Here is a 24025-nt window from a genome sequence, read left to right as displayed (position 1 = left end):
GAGAGTAAGTTCTCATACATTCTGCTAGCATATGTTACGATCATGCTTCGGTCACCTTCTCCGTATTTTCTGCTTGATTATTTGCAGCATTATGGAAGATGATTTTAATCGTCGTTCCTTTTCCAACTTCAGAATCTAGTTTGACAGAGTGACCTAAATAATCACAAATTTTACTTACAATATAAAGTCCCATACCAGTAGACTCTCCGAATATACGACCATTTTTTCCAGTGTAAAACGGTTCAAATACTCTTCGAACATCTTCTTGCGGAATACCAACGCCTTCATCACGAACTTCTAAAATAATATCTTTTCCGTTTCGATAAGCTGATAGAAATACTTTCTTTCCGCATTCACCCGAATAACGAACAGCATTTGTCATTAACTGATAGATAATGAATTTTAGCCATTTTGCATCAGAAGCAACTTTTAAATCAGAATGAACTTCTAAAACAGGGAAGACACCATTACGAATGAATAGTTCTTTTAATCCGTTAATATTTTTTGTTACAGTATCTTTTAATGAAATCGTCTCAACGTGGAAATCTTCATGGAAGTTATTTAATCTTGCCATGTATAAAGCCATATCAAGTCCTTGATTGAGTCGTTCTAATTCTTTTTTAAACTTAGGAATTAAATGCTCATCTTCCATTTCCAGCACCATAAGTTGCATAACAGAAACGGGTGTTTTCATTTGATGCACCCAGTGATTAATGAACAATTGATGTTCCTGTTGTTTTACTTCATATGATTGTAGTTCTTTTTGGAAGAGACGGTATTGCGTACGCACGAGTTCATTGACACCGTGAGGCATCGGAGCGGTCGCTCTTTCAATAAACGCATCTTCCATTTTCTCTGGTTGCTCACTTAATCTATGATACATTCTACGGTTACGAACGTAACGGTAAGCGAGGAAACAAATGAATAAGTATAAGCTTAAAACGACGAAATAAAATTTATTATTTTGAAATCCATCTACTGCATCATAGAGAACGAAAATAATACCGAAGTTTAGTATGTACAGTAGAAAAAATGCAAAATGATCACGTAAAAATAGCTTCATGCTTATTCACTCCAAGTTGCGTTAAAACGATACCCAAGTCCACGTACTGTTTCAATAGCATTTTCAATACCAAGCTCATTGAACTTTTTACGAAGACGCGTGATGTTTACGTTTAATGTATTTTCCTCAACGAAGCTTTCATCGTCCCAAAGAGCCGCTAGTAAATCTTCACGACTTGCGGTACGAGGGAATTTAGATAATAACATTTCCGCTAAAATTGCCTCTTTCTTTGTTAAAAGAACTTGCTCAGATCCAAAATGAATTTCTGGACGCTCAGGGAATAATTTTAGCCCTTCTACTTCAACGATACGTTCAGAAATATTTGGTGCATAATCACCATAAATACGGCGTAATTGACCTTTAATTTTCGCCATAACAACGTCATAGTGGAACGGTTTCGTAATGTAATCATCCGCGCCACTTTCAATCGCCATAATTTGTTCCATTTCACCAGCACGTGCCGAAATGAAAATAATCGGACAAGTAGATTCATGACGAATTTGGCGGCACCAGTAGAAACCATCGAATTTCGGTAAGTTTACATCAAGTAAAACAAGATGTGGTTTCACTGCGTTAAACGATTCCATAATATCATCAAAGTTTTCAGTAACAACAGCGTCGTAACCGTACTTTTGAATGTGAGATTGCAGTAATGATGAAATATTTGGATCGTCTTCAACGATTAAAATTTTATACATATGTATATTCCTCCTAAAAAAACAATTGTAGCTATAGTGTATCATGTGTTTCAAGTCTTTTCATTATGTTGAAATATAAGCTAGTAAACAGTATAGGTCAAAAGTGGAAAAAGTAAAAAGGGCTGCATATATAATTGACAATTAACTAAAATCATTTTAACATTTAGATAAATATCTAAATGTCTAATTATCGAAAGGAAGAAAGACATTGAATCAAGCATTCAAAGCATTAGCAGATCCAACAAGGCGAAAAATTTTAGATTTATTAAAAGAAGGCGATTTAACCGCTGGGGAGATTGCTGAACATTTCAATATGACAAAGCCAAGTATTTCACATCACTTAAATGCACTTAAAAATGCTGAACTTATTCAAGATGAAAAGAAAGGGCAATTTGTTGTGTACTCTTTAAACACAACTGTCTTTCAAGATTTATTGACCTGGGTGTTTACGTTTACGAATAAAGGAGGAGAGGGGAAATGAGGAAGCATCTTGTCGCAATTATTTTAATTTTTATAACTGGTCTAGCTTGGGCATATGCATGGCCGAATTTACCGGATACTATGATAATTCATTGGGGGACTGAAGGTGCGAATGGTTTTGCTTCCAAGTTTAATGCAATGCTGTTGCTACTTGGGATTATGATTTTCACCTATGTTTTATTAACAGTTACTCCTAAAATTGATCCTAAGAAAAAGAATTACGATAAATTTTCTAGAAGTTATACGATAATGAATTATAGCGTATTAGTAGTATTATTTTTAATAAACATGCTCGTAATTGGGGTAGGATTAGGTTATGACATTCCGATGAATAGTACACCGTATATTCTTGTTGGCCTTTTATTTATAGTCATCGGCAACTATTTACCACAATGTAAACCAAATTACTTTGTAGGTATAAAAACACCGTGGACGTTAAGTAATGAAGAAGTGTGGAGAAAGACGCACCGTTTTAGCGGAAAGGTGTTTGTTGTATTAGGGAGTATTATGATTTTAAGTATTTTTGCACCGGCAGCATGGAAATCTTTCTTGGTGATTGGAATTATTATTGGGGCAGTAGGACTAACGATGGGGTATTCTTATGTTGCTTATAAGAAAGAGATAGGCGCTTAATAGAAAAATATAAAATTTATGGTGGGTGGAGTGATATTAATATATACCTTCATATCAGCAATAAAAGCATATGTTATTTATAACAAAGAACTAGCATAGAACGAGTGAATTAAAAACAGGGGAGTGCAGGAAAGATGAAGAAGCATCTTTTTGCAATTATATTAATTTTTACAACTTGTGTAGCGTGGGCATTTGCTTGGCCTCATTTGCCGGATACAATTGCGACACATTGGAGTGGTGGTAAGGTAGATGGCTATTCTTCTAAACTTTACGGAATGATTTCTATGGTTGGAATTATGATTGCGTTATATGTATTTCTAAATGTGATACCAAAGATTGATCCAAGGAAAGCAAATTATGAGAAATTTTCTAAAGCTTTTATGATGATGAATAATGGGATACTATTGCTACTATTTGTAGGGAATATGGATATTATTACAAGTGGATTAGGATATAACTTATTCATTAATCGGGTTCCTGAATTATTAGTTGGTGTTTTATTTTTAGTGATGGGTAATTATTTACCACAGTGTAAGCCTAACTTTTTCGTTGGGATGCGTAATCCGTGGACGTTAAGCAATGAAGAAGTATGGCGGAAAACACATCGATTTAGCGGAAAAGTATTTGTGGCGCTAGGAATTATTATGATTATAAGTGTTTTTGCTCCAGCTGATTGGAGACCTTATATGATGCTCGGGATTATAGTAGTCGCTGTTATCATAACGAATTTATATTCTTACGTTTTGTATAAAAAAGAAATGCAATTGTGAGTAATAAGCGATTGAATTACACTAATCAAATTTTATAGTTCTAGTTTTTATATGTTAAGAAATTATTTTAATACTCAGTGGAGATAACAAAGGCTCCCTGAGTAAATTTTTCGTTTTTGAGTCTGAAAATTCAGTTAAAAAGACGGTTTGGGGGAAGTCACATGTTAGAAATTGTGAATTTCAGCAAGACATACAAAGGTGGCAAGAAAGCAGTAAATCATTTAAATATTACTGTTCAAGCAGGAGATATCTTTGGATTTATTGGACATAACGGTGCTGGGAAAAGTACAACAATTAAATCGTTAGTAGGAGTTATAGATTTTGAAGAGGGGGAGATTTTTGTTGATGGCCATTCAATAAAAAAGGATCCGATTGCATGTAAAAAAGTAATGGCGTATATTCCTGATAATCCAGATTTATATGAGCAATTAACAGGAATTCAATATTTGAATTTTGTTGCGGATGTGTTTAAAGTGTCTGAGAAGGATCGGGAAGAACAGATACAGAAGTATGGGGATGCCTTTGAGATTACACCTTACTTAGGAGACTTAATATCTTCTTATTCACACGGTATGAAACAAAAAGTAGCGATTATATCGGCGGTTTTACATAAACCGAAATTATTAGTTTTAGATGAACCTTTCGTTGGTCTTGATCCAAAGGCAGCCGTAGTATTGAAAGGTATTATGAAAGAGCTTTGTGAAAAGGGAAGTGCGATTTTCTTTTCTACGCACGTTTTAGATGTAGCGGAGAAGTTATGTAATAAAATAGCGATGATTAATAGAGGGAAATTAGCACTTTCAGGGGAAGTGAATTCTTTAATAAAGGAAGGCTCATTGGAAGAGCTCTTTATGAAGGAGCTTGCTAATGAATACTAATAGTTTAGGGCTTTTGAAAATCCGTTTGATAACGCAGCTCGGTTTAAACACTTTTAAATACGAAAAAGATAAGAAAAAGAGGCAGAATAAGATTTTGCTGACAGCATCTATTGCCCTAGTTGGTGTCATGCTAATGTTATATTGCGGAACCTCGGCATATGGATTGGTGAAACTAGGAATGAGTGAAATTATTCCCGTTTATGCACTAGTTATTAGTAGTGTATTAACGTTGGTTTTCACTATATTTAAGGCAAATGGAGAAATTTTTGCTTTTAAGGAGTACGACTTTTTAATGTCATTGCCGATTCGTGTAAGTACTGTTATTGCAAGTAGATTTTTGTATTTATACTTGCTGAATACGATCTTTTCAATCATAATCATGCTACCGATGGGAGTTGTGTATGGCATACATGGGAATCCATCAGTTTTTTTTTACTTTATGTGGTTCATCAGTATGTTTATAGCATCTTTAATTCCAACAACAATTGCAGCGATCTTTGGAGCGGCGATTACAGCAATCGCTTCTAAATTTAAAAATGCGAATAAAATAACTACGATTTTAAGTTTTATAGTAATTATTACATTCGGTTTCTTTATGATAAAAAACGGAAATGCTCAATATAGCCTTAATGATATGAACGGGATTGGTGCAATTGTTTCAGAGCAATTAACGAAAGTGTATCCATTAGCTAACATGTTTCAAAAGGCAATTGTTCATGCTGATATTGTAGCTTTTATCCTGTTTGTTGGGATATCAGTTATTTGGTATTATCTTTTTGTAAAAATACTTTCGCTAAAATATAAGCAAATAAACACAAGGATCTCCACTTATCACATGCTTTCAAATTATGAGATTAATAGTATGAGAAAAGAAAGTGTATTGGTTGCATTGTATAAAAAAGAGAGGAAGCGTTTCTTTTCTTCTACAGTGTATGTCATAAATAGTGGAATGGGAGTCGTGATGGCGATAGCTTTCTCGCTGGCTATAGTTGTAGTAGGGCCAAGTCAATTGATAGCGTATCCTGGAATTGAGGAGATTTTGCAAAAGTTTGCGCCATTTGTTATTGCAGCAGCGATTTCGATGACGTGTACAACAAGTGTGTCATTGTCATTAGAAGGAAAAAATATATGGATTATTAAGTCGTTGCCTATAGCGCCAAAGATGATTTATGACAGTAAAATTCTTATGAATCTTTCATTAAGTATACCTGCATCACTTATTAGTGCTGTATTACTGATAATAGGGTTAAAACTAGATGTTTGGAGTTCTCTTTTAATCGTACTAACACCAATAACATATTCATTCTTTTCGGCAGTATGGGGGATTTTTATTAATAATCGATTTGGTTATTATGATTGGGTATCAGAAACTCAAATAGTAAAACAAAGTGTAGGATCGTTTGTCGGTATGTTTGGTGGCTTAATTACGGCTGTTATACCTGCCTTTTTAATCGGTACTGCTACTATCTCGAACTACAGAGTATTTACTTTGGGAGTTATTATAGTGCTTGCGATTATTACTATTTTCTTGTATAAGAACGAGTCGAGAAGAAGTATAAAGTGAAACTTTAATCAGTGGGGGGGTTCATCCTCCACTGATTATCAGCCCGACTCCCACCTAACTTCTTTGCTCCATCTGAATTTTGAGGTGGGAGTTTTACTGCCCGCAAATAGCGGGATAAAATAAAAAGCTGCTTTTCCTTTAAAGAGGAAGAGCAGCTTCTTTATTTTCAAAAAGTTTAGACCTTTATATTACTTTTTAAAACAGGTATCCATATTTCGCTTCTGAAATTCGGTGAGGACACCTCTTTACTTTCATTCCACAATATTTCCGGTCCTTCCGCTAGTTCGTAGTTTGAAGAGGGGAACCATTCAGAATAAATACGTCCCCATACATTTTGTAATGCATCAGGAAATGGACCGACAGCTTCAAATATAGCCCATGTTGAAGCTGTGACTTCAAGTTGCGCGAATTGCTCTGGACAATCTTTCGTTGTGGCTACTCCAATATAATAATCGAGTTCGCCTTTTTCCTCCATTCTTCCTTCAGAAAAGTTAGTAGATGCACTAATGATTCCATCGGGTTCCACATTTGAAAGCATCTTTAATGTTTGAATGGACTGTGGGTTTAAACTTTTCCACATAGAAGCAATTTCTTCATTTACACCATTGAAAACGATTGGTACTCGTTTTGTAATACCTATAATTCGAAATGAGTCTTTTTCTTCAATTCGATAGTGCATTTCATTTCCTCCTTGAATAGATAATTGGAAGGTCATTGGTGAATAAGCTTTCAAAAAATGACTAGTACTTCGAGCTTCTGAAGGCGTTATGCCATGCAAATTTTGAAATGCACGTGCAAATGAATCTGGTGAATTGTAGCCATATTTTATAGCAACATCAATGACTTTTATATTGCTGTTTTTTAGTTCAAAGGCAGCGAGAGTAAGACGTCTACAGCGAATATAATCTGACAGTGATATGCCAGCTAGAAATGAAAACATCCTTTTAAAGTGATACTCGGAGCAGAGTGCTAGCCTCACAACTTCTTTAAAATCAATTTCATTAGTAAGGTTATCTTCAATATAGTGCATTGCTGCATTCATATTTTTAAGTGAATCCATATTATGACCTCCTCTGTACATAGAATAGCAGGAACGAAATAGCTCCATCCGACATTTCGTGCACAACTTTGTAGGTAGCTTTTTCACCTTACAAAAATGTAATGTTCCTGTAAGGAGAATGAATGGATGGTATGATATCCCAATGTTATAGTAACAAAGTACTTTCGTTCATTAGGTTAAATTATGGTGTCTTTACTCATATGCCTTACATAACTGTCATGTTTGTGTAAGAAACATCGATAGTGGCAAGAGTAGGGAATGTATATAGTTGAAAATAGAGAATAGAAGAAATGAGGGATGTCGAGATGAAAACAGTGTTAGAAGCAAAAAATATTACAAAAGTGTATGACACGGGTGGAAATAAATTTGAAGCGTTAAAAGGTATTAACTTACAAGTAAAAGAAGGTGAGTTCGTTGGAATTATGGGACCTTCTGGTTCTGGTAAGACGACGCTTTTAAATGTTCTTTCTACAATTGATAATGCGACGAACGGTGAAATTTTAATTGATGGAAAAGACATTGTGAAGATGAATGATGATAAGTTGGCTTTATTCCGCCGCGATCATTTAGGTTTCATCTTCCAAGATTATAACTTATTAGATACGTTAACGGTGAAAGAGAATATCGCGTTACCTCTTGCGTTATCAAAAGTGAAGGCAAGTGAAATTGATCGACGCGTTCTTGAAATCTCAAAGAAGTTTGGTATTGATCATATTTTAAGTCAGTTCCCATATCAAGTATCTGGTGGACAGAAGCAGCGCTGTGCGGCATCACGTGCAATTGTTACAAATCCGAGTATGATTTTCGGGGACGAGCCAACTGGAGCGCTTGATTCTAAATCTGCAACAGATTTACTTGAAAGTATGAAGTCGTTAAATGAATATGATAACTCAACAATTTTAATGGTAACGCACGATGCATTTGCGGCAAGTTATTGTAAACGAGTTGTTTTCATTAAAGATGGTGAGTTATATAAAGAATTACATCGTGGTGAATTAACACGTAAACAGTTCTTCCAACAAGTCGTTGACGTAATGTCTTCTATTTCTGGAGGTATGGCTGATGACCTTATCTAGCATTGCCCTCCGCAACATACAGCGGAACTTTAAAGACTACTTTGTATATTTTGCATCTATGATTTTTAGTATCGTTATTTACTTTACATTTAAAGCACTGCAATATAATTCACAAATGGAAAAAGCAGCGGAAGCTTCTAAAAAAATTAGTGGAGCATTCCAAGTTTCTAGTGTGATGCTTATCATTTTCGTGGCAGTGTTTATTATATATTCGAACGGATTCTTTACACGTAAACGTAAAAAAGAAGTTGGATTATATTCTTTACTAGGTATTCGTAAAAGACAAATTGGTAAAATGCTCTTTTATGAAAATATGTTAATGGGATTAATGTCTTTAATTATCGGGATTGCAATCGGTAGCGTTCTTTCAAAATTATTCCTTGAGTTATTAGTAAGTATGATGGGACTAAACTTAAATGTTCATTTTGAAGTACCGATGGCTGCGATTATTGATACAGCAATTATTTTCTTTGTGATTATTTTATATACATCACTTCAAGGATATCGTTTAATTTATCGCTTTAAGTTAATTGAACTTTTCCGTGCAGAGCGCGAAGGAGAAGCAATGCCAAAAGGCTCAGTTATTATGGCATTAATTTCAGTGTTCTTAATCGGTTCAGGTTATTTCTTAGCGTTAATGTACATGAAAGCAGTTATGTATGCAGACTTTATGGTCGTTGCATTATACATTTTATTGGCGACAGTAGCAGGGACTTATTTATTATTCATGTTCTTCACAGTATTTGTATTGAAACGTGCAAGAAATAATAAGTCAGCGTTTTATAACGGTATGAATATGGTAACGACATCACAGTTACTATATCGTATTAAAGGAAACGCGAAATCACTTGCGACAATTGCTATTTTAAGTGCAGTAACATTAACGGCGGTTGGTACGTCAGTTACGATGTATTACAATACATTCACGCAATCAAAAGTAGCTGCACCATATAGTTATTCTTATGAGAAAAAAGATGAAGCATTAGATAAAAAAGTAAATGAAATACTTGCTGGAGAGAAGAATAATCATCCAGTGACATATGAAGCAGAAGTTGAAATGATTCCTGTGAAAGGAACATTTAAAGGTGAAAGAGCGGATCAAGTTCTGAACACACACTATAATATTACGAATCAGTACGAGCTTATTTCTCAATCAAACTTCAATGCACTTGCGAAACATTTAGATGTAGAACCTGTAAATTTAAGTACGAATGAAGCTTTTGTATACGATAGCTTATATATTGAAAAGCTTGATTTTGGTCCTCTTTACACAGGAAATACAGCTGTATTCCCTGTTGGAAATGAATCAAAAGAGTTAAAGATTAAAGGCGTAAATAGTAGAAGTGTTACAAACTTAAATGAACTATTTGTAATCGTTCCGGATCAAACATATGAGCAAGCGAAACAAGTAAACGAAACGCGCATTGTAAAAAATATTGATGTAAAAGGTGAGCGAAATAGTAAAGAGTTAACAGCGAAATTAACAAGCATTATGCCAGCTGGTGAATCAGAAGTTTTAAAACCATTTAACGATTTCTATACAGGATTCCAAATGGGACTGGAAACGACAGGTTTAATGATGTTCATCGGACTATTTTTAGGATTAGTCTTCCTATTAGCGACAGGCTCAATTATTTACTTCAAGCAGTTAACAGAAGCTAGTGCTGATCGTGATCGTTACGTTGTCCTTCATAAAGTTGGTGTAACGAAGCAAGAGATGAAGAAAGCTATCGCAAAACAAGTGAGCTTTATCTTCGCTATTCCGTTAGTAATCGGTATTTTACACAGCTTATTTGCACTAAAAGGATTAGCAAATATATTACCATTTGAAATTATGATCCCGCTTCTAATTAGTATTGGAGTATACGGTGTCATTTATATTGGATATTACTTCTTAACAGTTCGTTCTTATTATAAGATTGTGAGTGCGAAATAATAAGTGAAGCTGTAAGAAAATAAAGTAGCCATTCACCTCATTTTTTATGAGGTGAATGGCTACTTTTAGTTTTATAGAAATAATTAACGCGCATCGATTATGTCGATGAAACTAAAAGTATGTTTCCGGTCAAAGGTATCTATGCATATTAAAGAACGTTTCAATGGGTTTAATTCAATTACAGTCATATAACGTGTAGGGAAATAACCATCTTTATAATAAGTGATCAATATTTCTTTTTCTGAAATGAATGAGCGTAATAAATTGTCTTCAATTTTTTCTCTATCATCATATGGTGATGCTTTTCGCGATTCTTTCATGTCAGCAGATTGTTTAGACATAATAGTTATTTGAGCCGATTTTGATATATTTGTACTACTCATGCTTTCTATGCTCCTAATAATATATTTTCTATATAGAAAGGTTAATCACTATGGAAGTAGCTGTTACTTATAATTGCGTAAGCAACTTATGTTAGTTTTATTATGTATAGAACGAAGAAATTATGGATGATTGAAAGACTAATTTGCTTAGTAATAAAAAATTACCAAAGTTATTAACTTATTTATAGTAATTTATTTGTCATTCTTGTACTTTTTTGAAGAGGATTAAAACTTTATTAAGTTGAGTTTGGATGAAGGAGAATAAATCGGCTTGAGGAAGGCGAGCTAGTATGACAACTATCTCACCTTCTATCAAGAAAGCGTTTTTATATAACTGTATGATTTTCACGATATTGTCTAGGAGTCATACTAGTGATTTTTTTGAAGACTCTTGTGAAATAACTTTGATCATTAAAATTAAGCCAGGCACAAATATCTGATAATGGATAGGTCGTTAATGTTAATAACTTTTTAGCTTCTTCTACCCGTTCTCTCTGGATGCATTCAATTAAAGGAATCCCCACTTCTTTTTTTAACAATTTTGATAAATAAGTAGGGGAAATATGTAAAAGGTTAGCAAGGTCATTGAGAGTTATTTCATCGTAAATATGTTTGTGAATATGATTTAGGCACGTAGTAATGGAATTAGAATATGCTTGATTACTATATTCTTTCACACGTTCTGCAAAAGTACATAATGCATCTTCAATTAACCTATTTACGGAATACATGTTATCTAGCTTTTCAATGGTCTGGATATATAAAGTACCGAGTGAAAAAGCAATATCTGACGGAAGATTACCATCTATCGCATATCGAATAGCTAGTGTAATTGCGATAATACCGTTATTTTTTTGATTTCTCAGTTGATCTCCTTTGGATGAAATTGCCGCATCTTCTTGAGGGAAGGAATACGCATATTGTATGACCTTTTCTTTATTGCCTTCTTTAATTGCTGAAAAAAATTTACGTTCCAATGATATGTCATAATTTTGCGGATCATGCCGGCGACGTTTTGAAATATATAGATCAGGATTTACGATTTTATAAGAAACATCCTCGAGCAATTTATTTTTTTCCCAAACAATATCGCGATCTAATTTTTTATTGAAAATTACGTAATGTAACCAAATACTTATATCAATTAGCGTACTTTTTTTTATCTCGGGTAGAAATTGATAGTAGTCTACTCCTTGTTGCATTTTATTATTACAGTTGAAATATTTCATAAGTTTAATAGCCATTTCATCTGATACTTTTGGATAGGTAGTAGGGCCGATTATAATCGTTCCTTTTATCTGTTCATGATCAGTTATATGGATGCTAATGAAATTCTCAAGATACTTATTCCCTTTGAAAATTGGAAAATTACAAGGAGTATTTTCTTGATAAAGTTCATTCAGATGTTCTTCTTTAGAAGAATAAAACGGACTGCCAATCGTATGAGAAGTAGATTCATACACAATTTTTCTATCAGTAGATAAAAATTGAACAGGTACATGAAAAGTGCTGTGTACAAGGTCGCATAAGTGCTGTAGGTCGATGGAATTATTCATTGTCTTCTCCTTTTAAATAGTTTTGAAGTACTAAATATGTATACTTAAATCTACATGCATTTCTATAAGATATAAATTTCTTGTTATTTGAATTTTTTCGCTTACACGAAAAGGATTACATATATTGGATAATGATGAAAGGTGAGTTACAGATTCATTTCCGCACATGTTGTATGAAAATAGACGTAGTGATGGTACCTTCCATAAAATTTCTTTTTATATCCATTATACCAAATTAATAAATATAAAAGAGGTATTTATATATGGAATACGAAATGTTTCATGTATAAGAATGAATGCTAGATACTGCTTTTTAATTCTTCATAAAATCTTAAGAAATCTCCTCAATTTTTGTTAAGAAACGATAGTTATACTTAGAAACAAGTTAAAAACTATTGAACGAATGGAGGGAGGTTTATATGCAGCTCATAACATTCTTACACGAATTTATTAAACATCCGAAACATACTGGTGCAATTGCGCCCAGTTCAAAAATATTAGCAAAGAAAATGGTAAATGTAATTGATTTTAATAAAGCAAAGTGCATCGTAGAGTTAGGTCCTGGTACAGGAGTCTTTACGAAAGAAATTATGAAGAGAAAGAAGAAGGAAACAATATTTCTTCTTATTGAAATTAATGAAGTGTTTTGCAAAGAGCTAAAGAGAAAGTTTAAAGATGAGAAGAACGTCATTGTTGTGCACGGTTCAGCTGAAAATATAAAGAAGTATATGGAAGAGTTCAATATAGAATGCATTGATTACGTCTTATCAGGATTGCCTTTTACTTCTTTACCAGAAGAAGTTTCAAAACGCATTTTAAACAATGTAATGGAAGCGATACATGAGAATGGGGAATTCATTACATTTCAATATTCACTTGTGAAAAAAGGATTTATACAGCATTTCTTTCCGGAAATTACACTAGAAAAAGTGTGGCTCAATTTCCCGCCAGCTTACGTCTTTAGCTGTAAAAAAGAGCTAAGGAGAGCGTATGCATAATGGAATTACATGAATTATTATCATATATTGAGCAGTACGGTTATTGGGCGTTATTTTTCTGTTTATGGTTAGGCATTATCGGTATGCCGATTCCAGATGAAATGATTGTGATGAGCGGTGGTTTTGTATCTTCACTAGGCGTATTAAGTGTTATTCCTGCGTTTTTATTAACATATTTAGGTGTTGTATCCGGGCTTTCTTTAGGTTATATACTAGGGAAAATCTTTGGTGTAAAAGTACTAAACAAGTTGATGAAAAAGAAAAAAGCAAAATATGTTATGAAATCGCAAGAGATGGTAGAGAAATATGGTCATTATGCGTTAGTTACAAGTTACTTCATACCAGTTGTAAGACATATCGTGCCGTATTTAGTTGGGATGAATAACATGTCATTTAAGACGTATGCTTTATATTCCTATACGACAGGATTTGTTTGGATACTCGTTTACTTTGTGCTCGGTTCTTTATTTGGACAACATATTAACAGGATTGTAGCAATTGCTATAGAGTATGGCGTGTATTTTGGCGGGATTGTTTTTGTTGTTGCGAGTGGTGTTTATTTGTATAAGCAAAGAAGAAGTACGGTGATGAGTAAATAAATAGAATAAAGGTTTATGCTTATTGAGAGTAGTATAAAAGGGAGAGTTATTTTGTAGAATAACTCTCCCTTTTACTGTAATAGCTTCTCATTACTTACATTAGGTGTTGTTTGAAATACAATTATATAAATTGTTAATATGATTGTATTGATTAGATTAGCTAATATAGTCATAAAATCACTTGATGGAGTGACAGGAACAAAGATTGAAAGTGCGGCAGAAGCAAGTGGAATGAACTTTTGTAGCGTAGTTAACTTTCCATCTTTATGAAGCTTCGAAGATTTAAAGAAGCAAAGTAAGAAAATAAAGGATGTAAATAATAATCCTAAATATCTCCATCCATATTCAATATACCAAGGTAAAAAGCTCATTCTCGATGTGAAAATAAATAAATTGAATACTAACGTGCTAATGATTAGCGTATTTAAAATCGTGATATTTGTCTGTTCCTTCATTTGAATTAAACTCCGAAATTTATTTTATTGAGATGTTTTTGCCATTTCCATAAATCTTTGTTCAATTTCATCCAATTCGAATGAATGGCATATTCTGCGGTCTTCTGTATCTAAAATTCTATAGTGTTGAGATAGCATATTTTGTTGTATTTTATAACCGTTTAATTCTTTTATTTGTCGCCACCATACTTTTCCTCCTAAAGTCTTCGGGAAGTTCGTATTGTAATGTGTAAAAGCAATCGTTTTTATAATTTCATTCACATCATCTCCGAATGTCATCTGGACTGTATCGCTCTGTTCAAAGAGTGTTACGACACAAACTGCTCCTGTCCATGTTAGCGTGCGTCTTCCTTTTTCAATTTCCACTAATGTTTTCTTCGATAGACCAATAATTTCTGACATTTTATCTTGTGATAAATCACTTTCAACACGGATGAGTTTTAATTTTGAATTAACGAGTTCAATAAATTCTTGTTTATTCATAATACAGCTCCTTTTTTAATATGGTGTAAAATTACACTAAAGGTATAATTTTGTCAATGATAGTGTAAAGGGTTACTTTTGTTTATTTTGATATTGCTAATTACTATTTCACTTTTAGTTTAAGAAAATGTTAAGAAGCTATATGAGTTTTTATTAAGAAATACGCTATATACTGAGAAACGTCTTACAGAAAAATATAATGAAAGGCGGAGTATAGATGAAAAGATTTATTTTTGGATCGTTACTTGTTATTGTGGCAGGAGCCGCATATTTATTAAATGGGAGTAAGCTGTTAGATCAAATGAATCCCTTTCTTGATATAGAGAATCATTATGCAATTATTGATACAGATGGAAAAGAGTTAGGCGGAAATAAAAGTCGTGAATATACGGTGAAAGCTTACGATCAGGATGGGAAGGAAAAAGAAGTTACAATTAACGGAGTAGATGAATTGCCAAAAGGTTCATACTGGCATGTGCTCACGAGTGGCAAGTTCTTACATGATAAAGTGCAAGTAACGATAGACAAAATTCCTGATGGGGCGAGGGCTAAGTTAGGACTGTAAGTATAAAACCGATTCTTAATAAAGGAATCGGTTTTGCTATTTTATGGTAAAATGTAGTAGGAGGGGGCAAGAATGATGCTACTCATTGTTAGTCTTATTTTAATTGGATTTATGTGTAGTATGAGAATAGTATCCTTACATATGATAGAACGAGAAAAGATAGAAGAGCGATATGTATATTGTCCAAAATGTAATGCGAAAATTAGGAGAGGTAATTCCGCTCCTTTTTGTTCGAAATGCAATGTAACATTTTAACTATATTAAGTCCAAAATCACTTTGTATGGTTTTGGATTTTTTATGTTGAAAAATCACAGCACGATTTCAGAAAAATGAAAGAGAAAATGATGTTCTCTTTCGCCCTTTTAGTTAAAATGGGGTGTACATAACAAGGATATTTTAAGTGGAGTGTTATATTTGGGAATTCTCATCGTAGTAGGATGCCTATTAACAGGCATCATTTTTATTGGTCTAAGTATTTATAGGTTTGTAAAAGAAATAAAAGAAACAGATTCAAAGAAAGACAAATGGATAATAGTGGCGCGGGATTTTCTAGAGCTATTTAGCGATCCGCTGCACGGAGCGCCGTTCTACTTTTTAATTGGTGCGCTCTTTTTTGTAGTGGGGCTTTTATTTCTCTCTATGGGAATGGGATGGGTTGAAATTGATTAGTTGAAGCTAGAGAATCAATTATATAGTCGTAGTGTTAAAAAGGAGAGAGTAAATGCCAATTATAAGAGATATCCGAGTAAGTTTTCTAAAAAGAAAAGAGAATATAAGTAGTCTAGAGGTATTAAAATTAACATCCTCCAGCAACTACGATGAAGAGATATCTTTTTTTAAAGAAACGAGCTGTATTACTTCTTTATATGGACGACATATAAAGAAGTTAAGAACAGAATATGAAAAAGGTATTTTGATTTACTGTGTGGATGATATTTCATTATTAAATCAGTGGGAGAAGCAATATCGAATTTTTCCTGAATATATGAATGTGTTTGTAGAGTATGGGAGTGAAAAGGATTTTTTGTATTTATTAGATCGAGAGAAAAAAGAATTGGCTCTTCGTATTGTACACTCTGAAATGAAGAATTTAGCTGGAAAATATGATTGGGATATAGAGGTGTTAGAAAAAGCATACAATAAGATACTGGATTTGGATTATAAAAATGAACTTGTATATATAAAGAAGAGTAGTCCAAATAAAAAATATGTATGTAGTATAATTTGTCAACATGAAGTGGCTTATGCTGATATTTACTTAGAAATAAGAGAGTATAGAACGAGACGGTTAATCAAAAAGGAAAAGCTTATTAGAGAAGAAGATATGTATAAAATGTTTAATCATGTCAGTGACGTGGCATGGAAGTTAAACCATAAAGTGATGTTGATGAACGACAAAGGGAAAACTATGTGGATGTTAACCTTTTTAGAGAAAAACGATCCAGATAATTTAGTTTGGAAGATGGAAAGAATTGAGGAAAGTTGATGAAAAAGAGCTTGAAACCATTCAAGCTCTTTTTCATCATTATTTATGTCTTAACATGCGTTCAACTTCATGTACACTTAATTTGCTTGCTTGAGAAATCGTTTCAAGAGGGATACCAAGTTCATACATACCTTTAATCACTTGTATTTTTCCTTGTTGAATCCCTTTTTCCATGCCTTTTTCCATACCCTTTTCTATGCCTCTTTTCATTCCTTCTTTCTCTGCGTGGGCAAATTTTGCAGCCTCATCCATTAAAACCTTTTCCCTCGCTTCATAGGCTTGGCGAAAAGAGGAGTCTTGACTCATACGTTCCCATTTATTTAATGCCTTTTGTAAAATAGGATCTTGGTTCATAGCAATATCCTCCAATGTTTTAGTTAAATGCTCATCCTCATTTGCTGGAAGTAATAAGAGCCAACGAGCAAACGGGTCTTTCCACGGATTGACTTTTTCTTCATGCCATTGCAGTGTTAATTTTGGAATTTCTACAATGTGGATTTCTATGTCATCACTTAGTAGTTTCTGTTGTTGTGTATTCCATAATATACTTGTCGAATGGAAGGCTTTTTGTTCTGAAAACATTATGAAGTTTAATAAATTTATGGTGATGGTTTTATGAAGTGAGCTATATGGCATGCCCTTTTGTAATTGAGATGTGTATAGTCTTCCCCAATAATATAAACTGCGTTTCATCATATCGTGATTATTATTGAGTTGTATTTCTACATTTACTTTTATTCCTGTGTTTAATGTCGCTGAAATGTCTAAAATAGATAACTTATCCTCTTCATGTTCCCGGTGTAAATGTGGATCTTCTAGTTGTAGAGAAGCGATGGGTGATTCTAAAGAATCTTGTAACATTGCATTTAAAAATGCAATTAGAATATCTTCACTACCATTCGTACCAAACAATTGTTTAAATGCAAAATCAATGCGTAAATTAACTAACTGTTGGTTGAACACAGCTTTTCCTCTCCCTTGTATATCAGGTTGCCTCTTTCCCTCATTGTACCTAAAAAGAACTAGGCCATGCAAACAGACCTTTCTGTCATTTTGTTAGTAGTATTATTAGAAAATGAAAGGCAAGTATGTCTATGTTATACTCTAGTGAAATCAAAAAAAATTTTGTTTATATTGAAGAAATTGAAGAAAAGGTGATACATATGCAAAAAGATATTTTGAAGCTATTAGATAGAAAGCAAAGTAACTATGAATTTCCTGCCTTTGATAATGAATATATGGATATTTCGCAAGTGAAATTCTCTCTTTTCTTTAAAGGTACTAAGGATTGGTTAATGGTGTTTCAAATTCTCGGTGTAGGTTCATTAGGTGTATTTAATGATATTCAAGTATATGGCGATAGAATGAATCATTCAATTGGTGATGACGGTATTTTGCAAGTAAATGATGGAGATTATGAATTATTTGATAATAAAGGTGAATTTATACCGGATATTCATAACGGTAGTTTAAAAATTCGTGATCATCATTTTGAATATCAATTTACAGAAGAAGATTATGCGAATAATGGAATAGAAGTGAAAACGAAAGAGTCTTATCCAATATATTTCATGCGTATGCTGGCTACTAATGAAGAAGCTAGAAAGTTATTATGGTGGGATAAAGAAGAAGTTTTAGAAGAGTTCGGTTTAAAAGGTGATTGGGAAGTAGCTTATGAAACGGAAGAGTGGCAACATGTTGAAGAAGAGAAAGTAAGTGAAAATGAATTCTTCCAATCAGTAGCTGCAGCGATAGAGAAGCAAGATCCAAGTGTTATTGTAGATAAGGATGCTAATACGCACTGGAAAAATTGGGTGGAGTTTGATTATGAAAACTTATATTAAAAATTAAAGAGTAGATTAAAATGCCTTGCTAATAAAAAAGAAGAGCCAAAGTGTTGAAACTTTAGCTCTTCTTTTTGCATTACACAACCGCAGGATTATAAATCATCGTAAAGTGCCCTTGTAACAATTCAATATGACACGGTGTATGTAGAGAGCTTTCACCATCTGTATCTACTTCTTTTTCTTCTTCTGTTTCAATATGAATGGATTTAGCTTTGACGTGGAAGATGTCATTTTCATTTGAGTCTTCAAATAGTTTCTTTCCGATATAATCTTTAAAGGCTTGAATGCCTGTTGATTTGACTACGAAAATATCAAGTGTTCCGTCATCACATTTCACGTTCGGAATAAAGGACGGGATACCGCCAAGATATTCACCGTTTCCAACCATAACAAGGACAGCTTCGTCTTCATATACTTGTCCGTCGTAAGTAATTTTTACTGGGAATGTTTCAGCGTTTTTGACAGTTCGAATGGTACTTAAGTAGTAACCGATTTTACCAAGCTTTGCTTTCTCTTCTGCATCAATATTGTTTGATACTTCAGATACGAGTCCAATGCCCCAGAAGTTTAAAAAGTGTTGTCCGTTTGCTTTTGCAACATCAATTGGTTTTACATGTCCTTTTGTAATGAGTTTCGCTGCTTCTGCAATATTTTGCGGAACACCAAGTGTGCGAGAGAAGTCGTTGCAAGTTCCGCCTGGAATGATTGCAAGTGTAGGTCTAGTTTCAAGAGGGGCTAAGCCATTTGTGCATTCAAATACAGTCCCGTCACCACCGAAGACGATAATTAAATCTACTTTACTAGCAAACTTCTGACAATATTTTGTTGCATCACCTTGCTTTTTCGTATGAAGGATATGTAGATCAGGAAAAATTGCGGCAAGAGGTGGTACGATTTTCGTTAAATTTGTATGTAAGTCGCCTTGACCGGCTTTCGGATTTACGATGAGGAGTACTTTTTCAAATTTTGTCTTTGTCATTTTTATTCTCTCCCTTTGTTTTTTACGAATTGTGATAGAAAATAAACTTCCATCAATAATTGATGGAAGTTTATTTTATTATATTTATTCCGTTACAACTGAAGCGATAAATGGTAAGTTACGATATTTTTCTGCGCAGTCGATACCGTAGCCAACGATAAATTCGTCTGGAATTTGGAAGCCAACATACTCAGCTTTTAAGTCCACTTTACGGCGCTGAGGTTTATCAAGTAACGTACAGAATTTCAATGCTTTTGGTTTATGCATAAAGAAGTGATCTTTTAAGAAGTGAAGTGTTAAACCAGAATCGATAATGTCTTCTACGACAATTACGTTTTTTCCAGTAATGTTTACATCGATATCTTTTAATAGTTTTACTTTTCCAGTTGTTTCTGTTTGATTTCCGTAGCTAGATGCAGAGATAAAGTCGATAGTTACTTCGTTTTTAATATGACGAATTAAATCAGCAGCGAATACGAAAGATCCTTTTAATACAGCGATTACAACGATTTCTTCTCCTTCAAAATCACGTTCGATTTGAAGCGCTAGTTCTTTTACTTTTTCTTGTAATTGTTCTTCAGAAATTAAAGTGTCTTTTATTTCAATTTTCATTTGAATCCTCCTACAGTGTAAAACTTGTGAACATTTCGACTGTAAAGGATAGAAAGAAAAAAGTCAAAGAAGATATAAGGTTTTTACAGAAATCCCCACAAAATAGTCAGATGATATGATATACTGATTACATTAAGAAAACGCTTCCATAAAGGGTGATTATGATGAAAAAGAAAGAGTATACAAGTGCAACATTTATAAAAGCATTACTTTTAACAATTGTTCTTGGTAGTTTGGCTTACATAATTGATGTACCAGCGATTCGGATTTCACTAATTGGAATGACTTTAGTATTAGGCGCAATTTCCCACGGTATGATGTCACAGCTACAAGAAGCTGGAGTCGATCATATGAAAGATCATATAGATGAGAAATGAGAAACCTTCACGTATAGAGAGTGAAGGTTTTTTGTTTCTTACAAAAATGTAAGGTAGTTGTAAGGCAAATCGATAGTTGCATAGTAGTGTTTTGGATAAACTATAAGTGTAAGGTAAAAGGCAAGCATATTTTAGGTAAATTAAGTTTTAGGCACTCTATATGTGAAAAAGGAGTAGGAGGGCATGGAGAAACGTTGGACGACCTTTTCTTTTTTAGCAACTAGCAACACCGTAATGCTAGCTGGCGAAATGGATTTTTTGCACTTGTTTGATCGAGAAGACGATCATTCTTCTTCTAAACTTACAATGAAATGGAATAAATGGAGCGAAAGTTGTAGGTTGGAAGAAGAGGCCCCTAACGAAGAGCAAAAGATTATTTTGACAAATCCTATTAAAGCGTGGGTTGTTCAACGTCGTAAGTGTAACGTCAAAAATCACTTAAAGAAAACTGAGCCGAGACAATTAGTTATCACTCCGGCCCTTTCTACTTCTAAGTCACGTGAAAGTAACAAATAAATATCGAGGCACATCAAAAAAAGCATTGTATTATACGATGCTTTTTTTATTTTTACGAAAAGTCCCTTTGCGTAGAACAGATTTGCTATGATTATGGAGGAATCTTACATTTTACGTATGGTAGGAAATGGGATTTTAGTAAAATTAGAAAAGGTGTGTATGATGAAAAAATATAGTGTAATTGCAGTAGCCAGTTTATTGACAACAAATCTATTAGCGTTTCCTTCTAGTTCGCTAGCGGAAATTGAAAATAATATAGAAGCTTTACAGAGTATACATAGTGATAGACAGAGTGAATTGCAAAAACAATTTGATGCTATAAAAGAGAGACAAATGGAATTAGAAAAAAGAAAAGGTATTTTGAAACAGCAGGAAGAGTTATTTGATAAAGTTGACGAATTAAAGCAGAAAAAAGAAGAATTACTAAAACAAGATAGTAAAGATAAAGAAAAATTAGAAGAAGTTCAGCAAAAATTAGATGAATTAAAGAAACAACAAGAAGAACTTGAAAAGAAAAATCCGTTAGAAGTACAAGAAAAGAATAACCAAGAAGAGACAAACTTGAATGAATTAGAGGAACAAAAAAGGAAGAAAGAGCTTGAAGAGAAGAGTCGATTAGAAGAAAAAGAAAAGAATAATCAAGAAGAAACAAATCCTGAATTAAAAGAGAAACAAAAGAGAGAGGAATTAAAGAAACAGCAAGAAGAATTAAGAATAACGCAGCAACAATTGGAGCAGCAACAAATAGAGTTAAAGCAGAAAGAAGAGCGAGAAAAACAAGAACTTGAATTAAAGCAAAAAGAAGAGCAAGAAAAACAAGAACTTGAATTAAAGCAAAAAGAAGAGCAAGAAAAACAAGAACTTGAATTAAAGCAAAAAGAAGAGCAAGAAAAACAAGAACTTGAGTTAAAGCAAAAAGAAAAACAAGAACTTGAGTTAAAGCAAAAAGAAAAACAAGAACTTGAATTAAAGCAAAAAGAAGAGCAAGAAAAACAAGAACTTGAGTTAAAGCAAAAAGAAGAGCAAGAAAAACAAGAGCTTGAGTTAAAGCAAAAGGAAGAACAGGAAAAAAGAGAAGTAGAATTAAAAAGGGCAGTGAGTAATTTACAAACAGCACCACAATCATTCCCTGATGTTCCAGGGTGGGCGGAAGAGTCTGTTAATTATTTAGTGAATAAAAAAGTAATTACAGGAATGCCGGATGGAACATTTTCACCGAATAACGTATTAAGTAGGGCTGAAGCGGCTACAATTATGGCTAAAGTTTTAAGATTAGAAGTTAAAGAAGGGGACAAGCCGACCTTTATAGATTCGAAAGATAATTGGGCATCTTCCTACATTGCAGCGGTGGAAAAAGCAGGTGTTATTAAAGGTGAAGGAAACGGGAAATTTAATCCGTACGGTCAAATGACAAGGGCGGCAATGGCAACAATGCTTGTACGAGCATATCAATTAGATTCGAAAGTTAATGGAGAATTACCGACATTATTTAATGATGTGAAAGATCATTGGGGTGAGAAATCCATTAATATTTTAGTAGAATTAGGTATATCAAATGGTATTGATGGAACACAGTGGCAACCTGACAAATCGATAACACGTGCTGAGGCAGCGCGACTTGTTGCGGTAACAGATCAATCCAAAGATAGCGAAGTAAAAGTGAAAAAGGTAAATATAACGAAAAGTTTCTTTACGTATAACGAGCCATCATTATCATCAGGTATTTCAAATGCGTATGCATCACAAGAAGTAAAGGTATATGAAGAAAGAGACGGTGGATGGATAAAAATTCATACGGATCTGGGTTTTAAGTGGGTGTGCTTAACTGAGAAGAAAGTAAATATAGCGAAAAACTTCGTTACATATAATGAATCGTCATTATCGTCGGGTATTTCAGGCGAGTATACTCCGCAAGAAGTGACGGTTGTTGAAGAAAGAGAAGGCGATTGGATTAAAATTCATACTAGTTTAGGCTATAAATGGGTATGTCTAACTGAAAAGAAAGTACAGATTGATAGAGACTTTACTACTTACGATGCTCCGTCACGCTCTGCGAAAATTTTAGCGTATTATGGACCACAAACAGTAACTGTTGTAGAAGAAAGAGGAACGTGGCTTCGAATAAGTACATATGCAGGATACCAATGGTTGGACACGAAAAGGGAGACAAAGTATTTATCTAAAGTGTTTTTTGCATATGACAGTCCTAGTTTTGTATCGCGTGTATCAGGGAAATATTCTCCGCAAACAGTAGAAGTTTATGGCGAAAGAGAAGGCGGTTGGATTCAAATACAAACTAATAATGGTTTGAAATGGGTTAATGAAGGCAATGTTAATCGTAGTCAAGTGATATTGAACGTACCATCAATTTATCAATTCCCAGAATTACACAATGGCTGTGAAGTAGTCTCTTTACAAATGCTTGTGGAACATCAAATTGGTCGTTCATTAAATAAAGTAGCATTTGCATTTGAAATGCCTTTTGATCAAACGAAATTAAAGAACTATAAAACATCATCACAAATTTGGGGAGATCCAGATGTAGGGTTTGTAGGTGATGTGACAGGAAATACGCCAGGATATTCTATTAATCCAGAACCATTAAAAAGATTGCTAGATAAGTATGCAAGGGGAACGAACTTAACAGGAAATGATTTTTCAGTCCTAGAAGATTATGTACGAAATGGGAAACCAGTTGTTACTTGGGTAACTGTAGCACTAAATAATCCTAGACCAATTACAACATGGAAAACACCAGGCGGAAAAACAATTAATGGGCGAATGAATACTCATGCGGTCGTTTTAACAGGTGCCGATGATAATTATGTGTATTATAATGATCCTTTTTATGGAACGAAAAATGTAAAAGTAAGTAAGAGTTGGTTTGCAAGTATTTATAACCAAATGGGTAAGAAAGCTTTAAGTGTAGATTAAATAAAAAAGGTTATCCAAAAGATTATTTTTGGATAACCTTTTTTTATAATGAAATCTTTAACAGAATTCCATTTCA

Annotated in this window: 27 protein-coding genes; 17 read left to right on the top strand and 10 right to left on the bottom strand. The window is 33.7% G+C overall.

Going from position 1 to position 24025, the window contains the following annotated elements:
- Nucleotides 1–40 precede the first annotated feature (40 nt).
- Together LUS72_RS24055 and LUS72_RS24050 are read right to left on the bottom strand one after the other, a co-directional pair.
- Nucleotides 41–1063, bottom strand: a complete 1023-nt coding sequence (locus LUS72_RS24055) for a sensor histidine kinase (RefSeq protein WP_264448366.1) — start codon at nucleotides 1061–1063, stop codon at nucleotides 41–43.
- A gap of 2 nt (nucleotides 1064–1065) precedes the next feature.
- Nucleotides 1066–1761, bottom strand: a complete 696-nt coding sequence (locus LUS72_RS24050) for a response regulator transcription factor (protein WP_000276732.1) — start codon at nucleotides 1759–1761, stop codon at nucleotides 1066–1068.
- A 208-nt stretch (nucleotides 1762–1969) separates the two neighbouring features.
- Between LUS72_RS24050 and LUS72_RS24045 the strand changes: the two genes are divergently transcribed.
- The 5 genes from LUS72_RS24045 to LUS72_RS24025 all read left to right on the top strand — a co-directional run bounded on the left by LUS72_RS24045 (nucleotide 1970) and on the right by LUS72_RS24025 (nucleotide 6086).
- Entirely contained in the window at nucleotides 1970–2242 is a 273-nt protein-coding gene (locus tag LUS72_RS24045; RefSeq protein WP_097829537.1) for an autorepressor SdpR family transcription factor, read from the top strand.
- On the top strand, nucleotides 2239–2874 hold the full coding sequence (locus LUS72_RS24040; protein ID WP_264448365.1) for an SdpI family protein: 636 nt from the start codon (nucleotides 2239–2241) through the stop codon (nucleotides 2872–2874). Before LUS72_RS24045 ends, LUS72_RS24040 begins: the two co-directional genes overlap by 4 nt.
- Before the next feature lie 134 nt (nucleotides 2875–3008).
- Nucleotides 3009–3644: an SdpI family protein gene (locus tag LUS72_RS24035; protein ID WP_264448364.1), complete on the top strand. Its 636-nt coding sequence runs from the start codon at nucleotides 3009–3011 to the stop codon at nucleotides 3642–3644.
- Between the two features lie 161 nt (nucleotides 3645–3805).
- Nucleotides 3806–4522: an ABC transporter ATP-binding protein gene (locus LUS72_RS24030; protein WP_264448363.1), complete on the top strand. Its 717-nt coding sequence runs from the start codon at nucleotides 3806–3808 to the stop codon at nucleotides 4520–4522.
- Entirely contained in the window at nucleotides 4512–6086 is a 1575-nt protein-coding gene (locus LUS72_RS24025; RefSeq protein WP_264448362.1) for a permease, read from the top strand. The genes LUS72_RS24030 and LUS72_RS24025 overlap by 11 nt, the downstream gene beginning before the upstream one ends.
- A 175-nt stretch (nucleotides 6087–6261) precedes the next feature.
- Here the strand turns inward: LUS72_RS24025 and LUS72_RS24020 are convergent, their stop codons facing one another.
- Nucleotides 6262–7146: an AraC family transcriptional regulator gene (locus tag LUS72_RS24020; RefSeq protein WP_097829542.1), complete on the bottom strand. Its 885-nt coding sequence runs from the start codon at nucleotides 7144–7146 to the stop codon at nucleotides 6262–6264.
- Nucleotides 7147–7451: 305 nt separating this feature from the next.
- Here LUS72_RS24020 and LUS72_RS24015 point away from each other — a divergent pair, with 305 nt between their 5' ends.
- A complete protein-coding gene (locus LUS72_RS24015; RefSeq protein WP_097829543.1) occupies nucleotides 7452–8222 on the top strand; it encodes an ABC transporter ATP-binding protein in 771 nt (256 codons plus the stop codon).
- Entirely contained in the window at nucleotides 8209–10158 is a 1950-nt protein-coding gene (locus LUS72_RS24010) for an ABC transporter permease (protein WP_264448361.1), read from the top strand. Before LUS72_RS24015 ends, LUS72_RS24010 begins: the two co-directional genes overlap by 14 nt.
- A gap of 83 nt (nucleotides 10159–10241) precedes the next feature.
- Here LUS72_RS24010 and LUS72_RS24005 read toward each other — a convergent pair whose 3' ends face one another.
- Both LUS72_RS24005 and LUS72_RS24000 read right to left on the bottom strand, forming a co-directional pair.
- Complete coding sequence (locus LUS72_RS24005) at nucleotides 10242–10541, bottom strand: YolD-like family protein (protein WP_097829545.1); 300 nt, start codon at nucleotides 10539–10541, stop codon at nucleotides 10242–10244.
- A 326-nt stretch (nucleotides 10542–10867) separates the two neighbouring features.
- A complete protein-coding gene (locus tag LUS72_RS24000; RefSeq protein ID WP_097829546.1) occupies nucleotides 10868–12097 on the bottom strand; it encodes a helix-turn-helix domain-containing protein in 1230 nt (409 codons plus the stop codon).
- 419 nt (nucleotides 12098–12516) lie between these two features.
- Between LUS72_RS24000 and LUS72_RS23995 the strand changes: the two genes are divergently transcribed.
- The gene (locus LUS72_RS23995; RefSeq protein ID WP_097829547.1) at nucleotides 12517–13095 is read left to right on the top strand and encodes a class I SAM-dependent methyltransferase; all 579 of its coding nucleotides are present in this window, start codon (nucleotides 12517–12519) and stop codon (nucleotides 13093–13095) included.
- Nucleotides 13095–13694: a DedA family protein gene (locus LUS72_RS23990; protein WP_097829548.1), complete on the top strand. Its 600-nt coding sequence runs from the start codon at nucleotides 13095–13097 to the stop codon at nucleotides 13692–13694. The genes LUS72_RS23995 and LUS72_RS23990 overlap by 1 nt, the downstream gene beginning before the upstream one ends.
- A 71-nt stretch (nucleotides 13695–13765) precedes the next feature.
- Here the strand turns inward: LUS72_RS23990 and LUS72_RS23985 are convergent, their stop codons facing one another.
- Nucleotides 13766–14149, bottom strand: coding sequence for a hypothetical protein (locus LUS72_RS23985; protein ID WP_097829549.1), 384 nt, complete (start codon nucleotides 14147–14149; stop codon nucleotides 13766–13768).
- Nucleotides 14150–14173: 24 nt separating this feature from the next.
- Nucleotides 14174–14632: a helix-turn-helix transcriptional regulator gene (locus tag LUS72_RS23980; RefSeq protein ID WP_097829550.1), complete on the bottom strand. Its 459-nt coding sequence runs from the start codon at nucleotides 14630–14632 to the stop codon at nucleotides 14174–14176.
- Between the two features lie 217 nt (nucleotides 14633–14849).
- Here LUS72_RS23980 and LUS72_RS23975 point away from each other — a divergent pair, with 217 nt between their 5' ends.
- The 4 genes from LUS72_RS23975 (at nucleotide 14850) to LUS72_RS23960 (ending at nucleotide 16684) form a co-directional block, all read left to right on the top strand.
- Nucleotides 14850–15197, top strand: coding sequence for a YxeA family protein (locus LUS72_RS23975; RefSeq protein ID WP_097829551.1), 348 nt, complete (start codon nucleotides 14850–14852; stop codon nucleotides 15195–15197).
- A gap of 75 nt (nucleotides 15198–15272) precedes the next feature.
- Nucleotides 15273–15452: a hypothetical protein gene (locus tag LUS72_RS23970; RefSeq protein ID WP_097829627.1), complete on the top strand. Its 180-nt coding sequence runs from the start codon at nucleotides 15273–15275 to the stop codon at nucleotides 15450–15452.
- A gap of 160 nt (nucleotides 15453–15612) precedes the next feature.
- A complete protein-coding gene (locus tag LUS72_RS23965; protein ID WP_097829552.1) occupies nucleotides 15613–15867 on the top strand; it encodes a hypothetical protein in 255 nt (84 codons plus the stop codon).
- A 52-nt stretch (nucleotides 15868–15919) separates the two neighbouring features.
- The gene (locus LUS72_RS23960; RefSeq protein WP_097829553.1) at nucleotides 15920–16684 is read left to right on the top strand and encodes a hypothetical protein; all 765 of its coding nucleotides are present in this window, start codon (nucleotides 15920–15922) and stop codon (nucleotides 16682–16684) included.
- A gap of 39 nt (nucleotides 16685–16723) precedes the next feature.
- Here the strand turns inward: LUS72_RS23960 and LUS72_RS23955 are convergent, their stop codons facing one another.
- Nucleotides 16724–17647 (bottom strand): Rpn family recombination-promoting nuclease/putative transposase, encoded by a 924-nt coding sequence (locus LUS72_RS23955; protein ID WP_097829554.1) that lies wholly within the window; start codon nucleotides 17645–17647, stop codon nucleotides 16724–16726.
- A gap of 200 nt (nucleotides 17648–17847) precedes the next feature.
- Between LUS72_RS23955 and LUS72_RS23950 the strand changes: the two genes are divergently transcribed.
- On the top strand, nucleotides 17848–18528 hold the full coding sequence (locus tag LUS72_RS23950; protein ID WP_097829628.1) for a DUF7003 family protein: 681 nt from the start codon (nucleotides 17848–17850) through the stop codon (nucleotides 18526–18528).
- Nucleotides 18529–18607: 79 nt separating this feature from the next.
- Here the strand turns inward: LUS72_RS23950 and LUS72_RS23945 are convergent, their stop codons facing one another.
- Both LUS72_RS23945 and hpt read right to left on the bottom strand, forming a co-directional pair.
- Nucleotides 18608–19510, bottom strand: coding sequence for a diacylglycerol/lipid kinase family protein (locus LUS72_RS23945; RefSeq protein ID WP_097829555.1), 903 nt, complete (start codon nucleotides 19508–19510; stop codon nucleotides 18608–18610).
- A gap of 84 nt (nucleotides 19511–19594) precedes the next feature.
- Complete coding sequence (gene hpt / locus LUS72_RS23940) at nucleotides 19595–20122, bottom strand: hypoxanthine phosphoribosyltransferase (RefSeq protein ID WP_071744381.1); 528 nt, start codon at nucleotides 20120–20122, stop codon at nucleotides 19595–19597.
- 161 nt (nucleotides 20123–20283) lie between these two features.
- Here hpt and LUS72_RS23935 point away from each other — a divergent pair, with 161 nt between their 5' ends.
- From LUS72_RS23935 to LUS72_RS23925, 3 genes are all read left to right on the top strand, one after another.
- On the top strand, nucleotides 20284–20499 hold the full coding sequence (locus LUS72_RS23935) for a hypothetical protein (protein WP_002073368.1): 216 nt from the start codon (nucleotides 20284–20286) through the stop codon (nucleotides 20497–20499).
- A gap of 183 nt (nucleotides 20500–20682) precedes the next feature.
- Nucleotides 20683–21015: a hypothetical protein gene (locus LUS72_RS23930; protein ID WP_097829557.1), complete on the top strand. Its 333-nt coding sequence runs from the start codon at nucleotides 20683–20685 to the stop codon at nucleotides 21013–21015.
- A gap of 159 nt (nucleotides 21016–21174) precedes the next feature.
- Nucleotides 21175–23949 carry an S-layer homology domain-containing protein gene (locus tag LUS72_RS23925; protein ID WP_264449082.1) on the top strand — a complete coding sequence of 925 codons (2775 nt, stop codon included), beginning with the start codon at nucleotides 21175–21177 and terminating at the stop codon, nucleotides 23947–23949.
- Nucleotides 23950–24025 lie beyond the last annotated feature (76 nt).

Origin of the sequence: Bacillus cereus, assembly GCF_025917685.1 — a bacterium.
In the GTDB taxonomy this organism is placed as follows: domain Bacteria; phylum Bacillota; class Bacilli; order Bacillales; family Bacillaceae_G; genus Bacillus_A; species Bacillus_A cereus_AT.
This window is presented reverse-complemented; position numbering and strand designations above follow the sequence as displayed.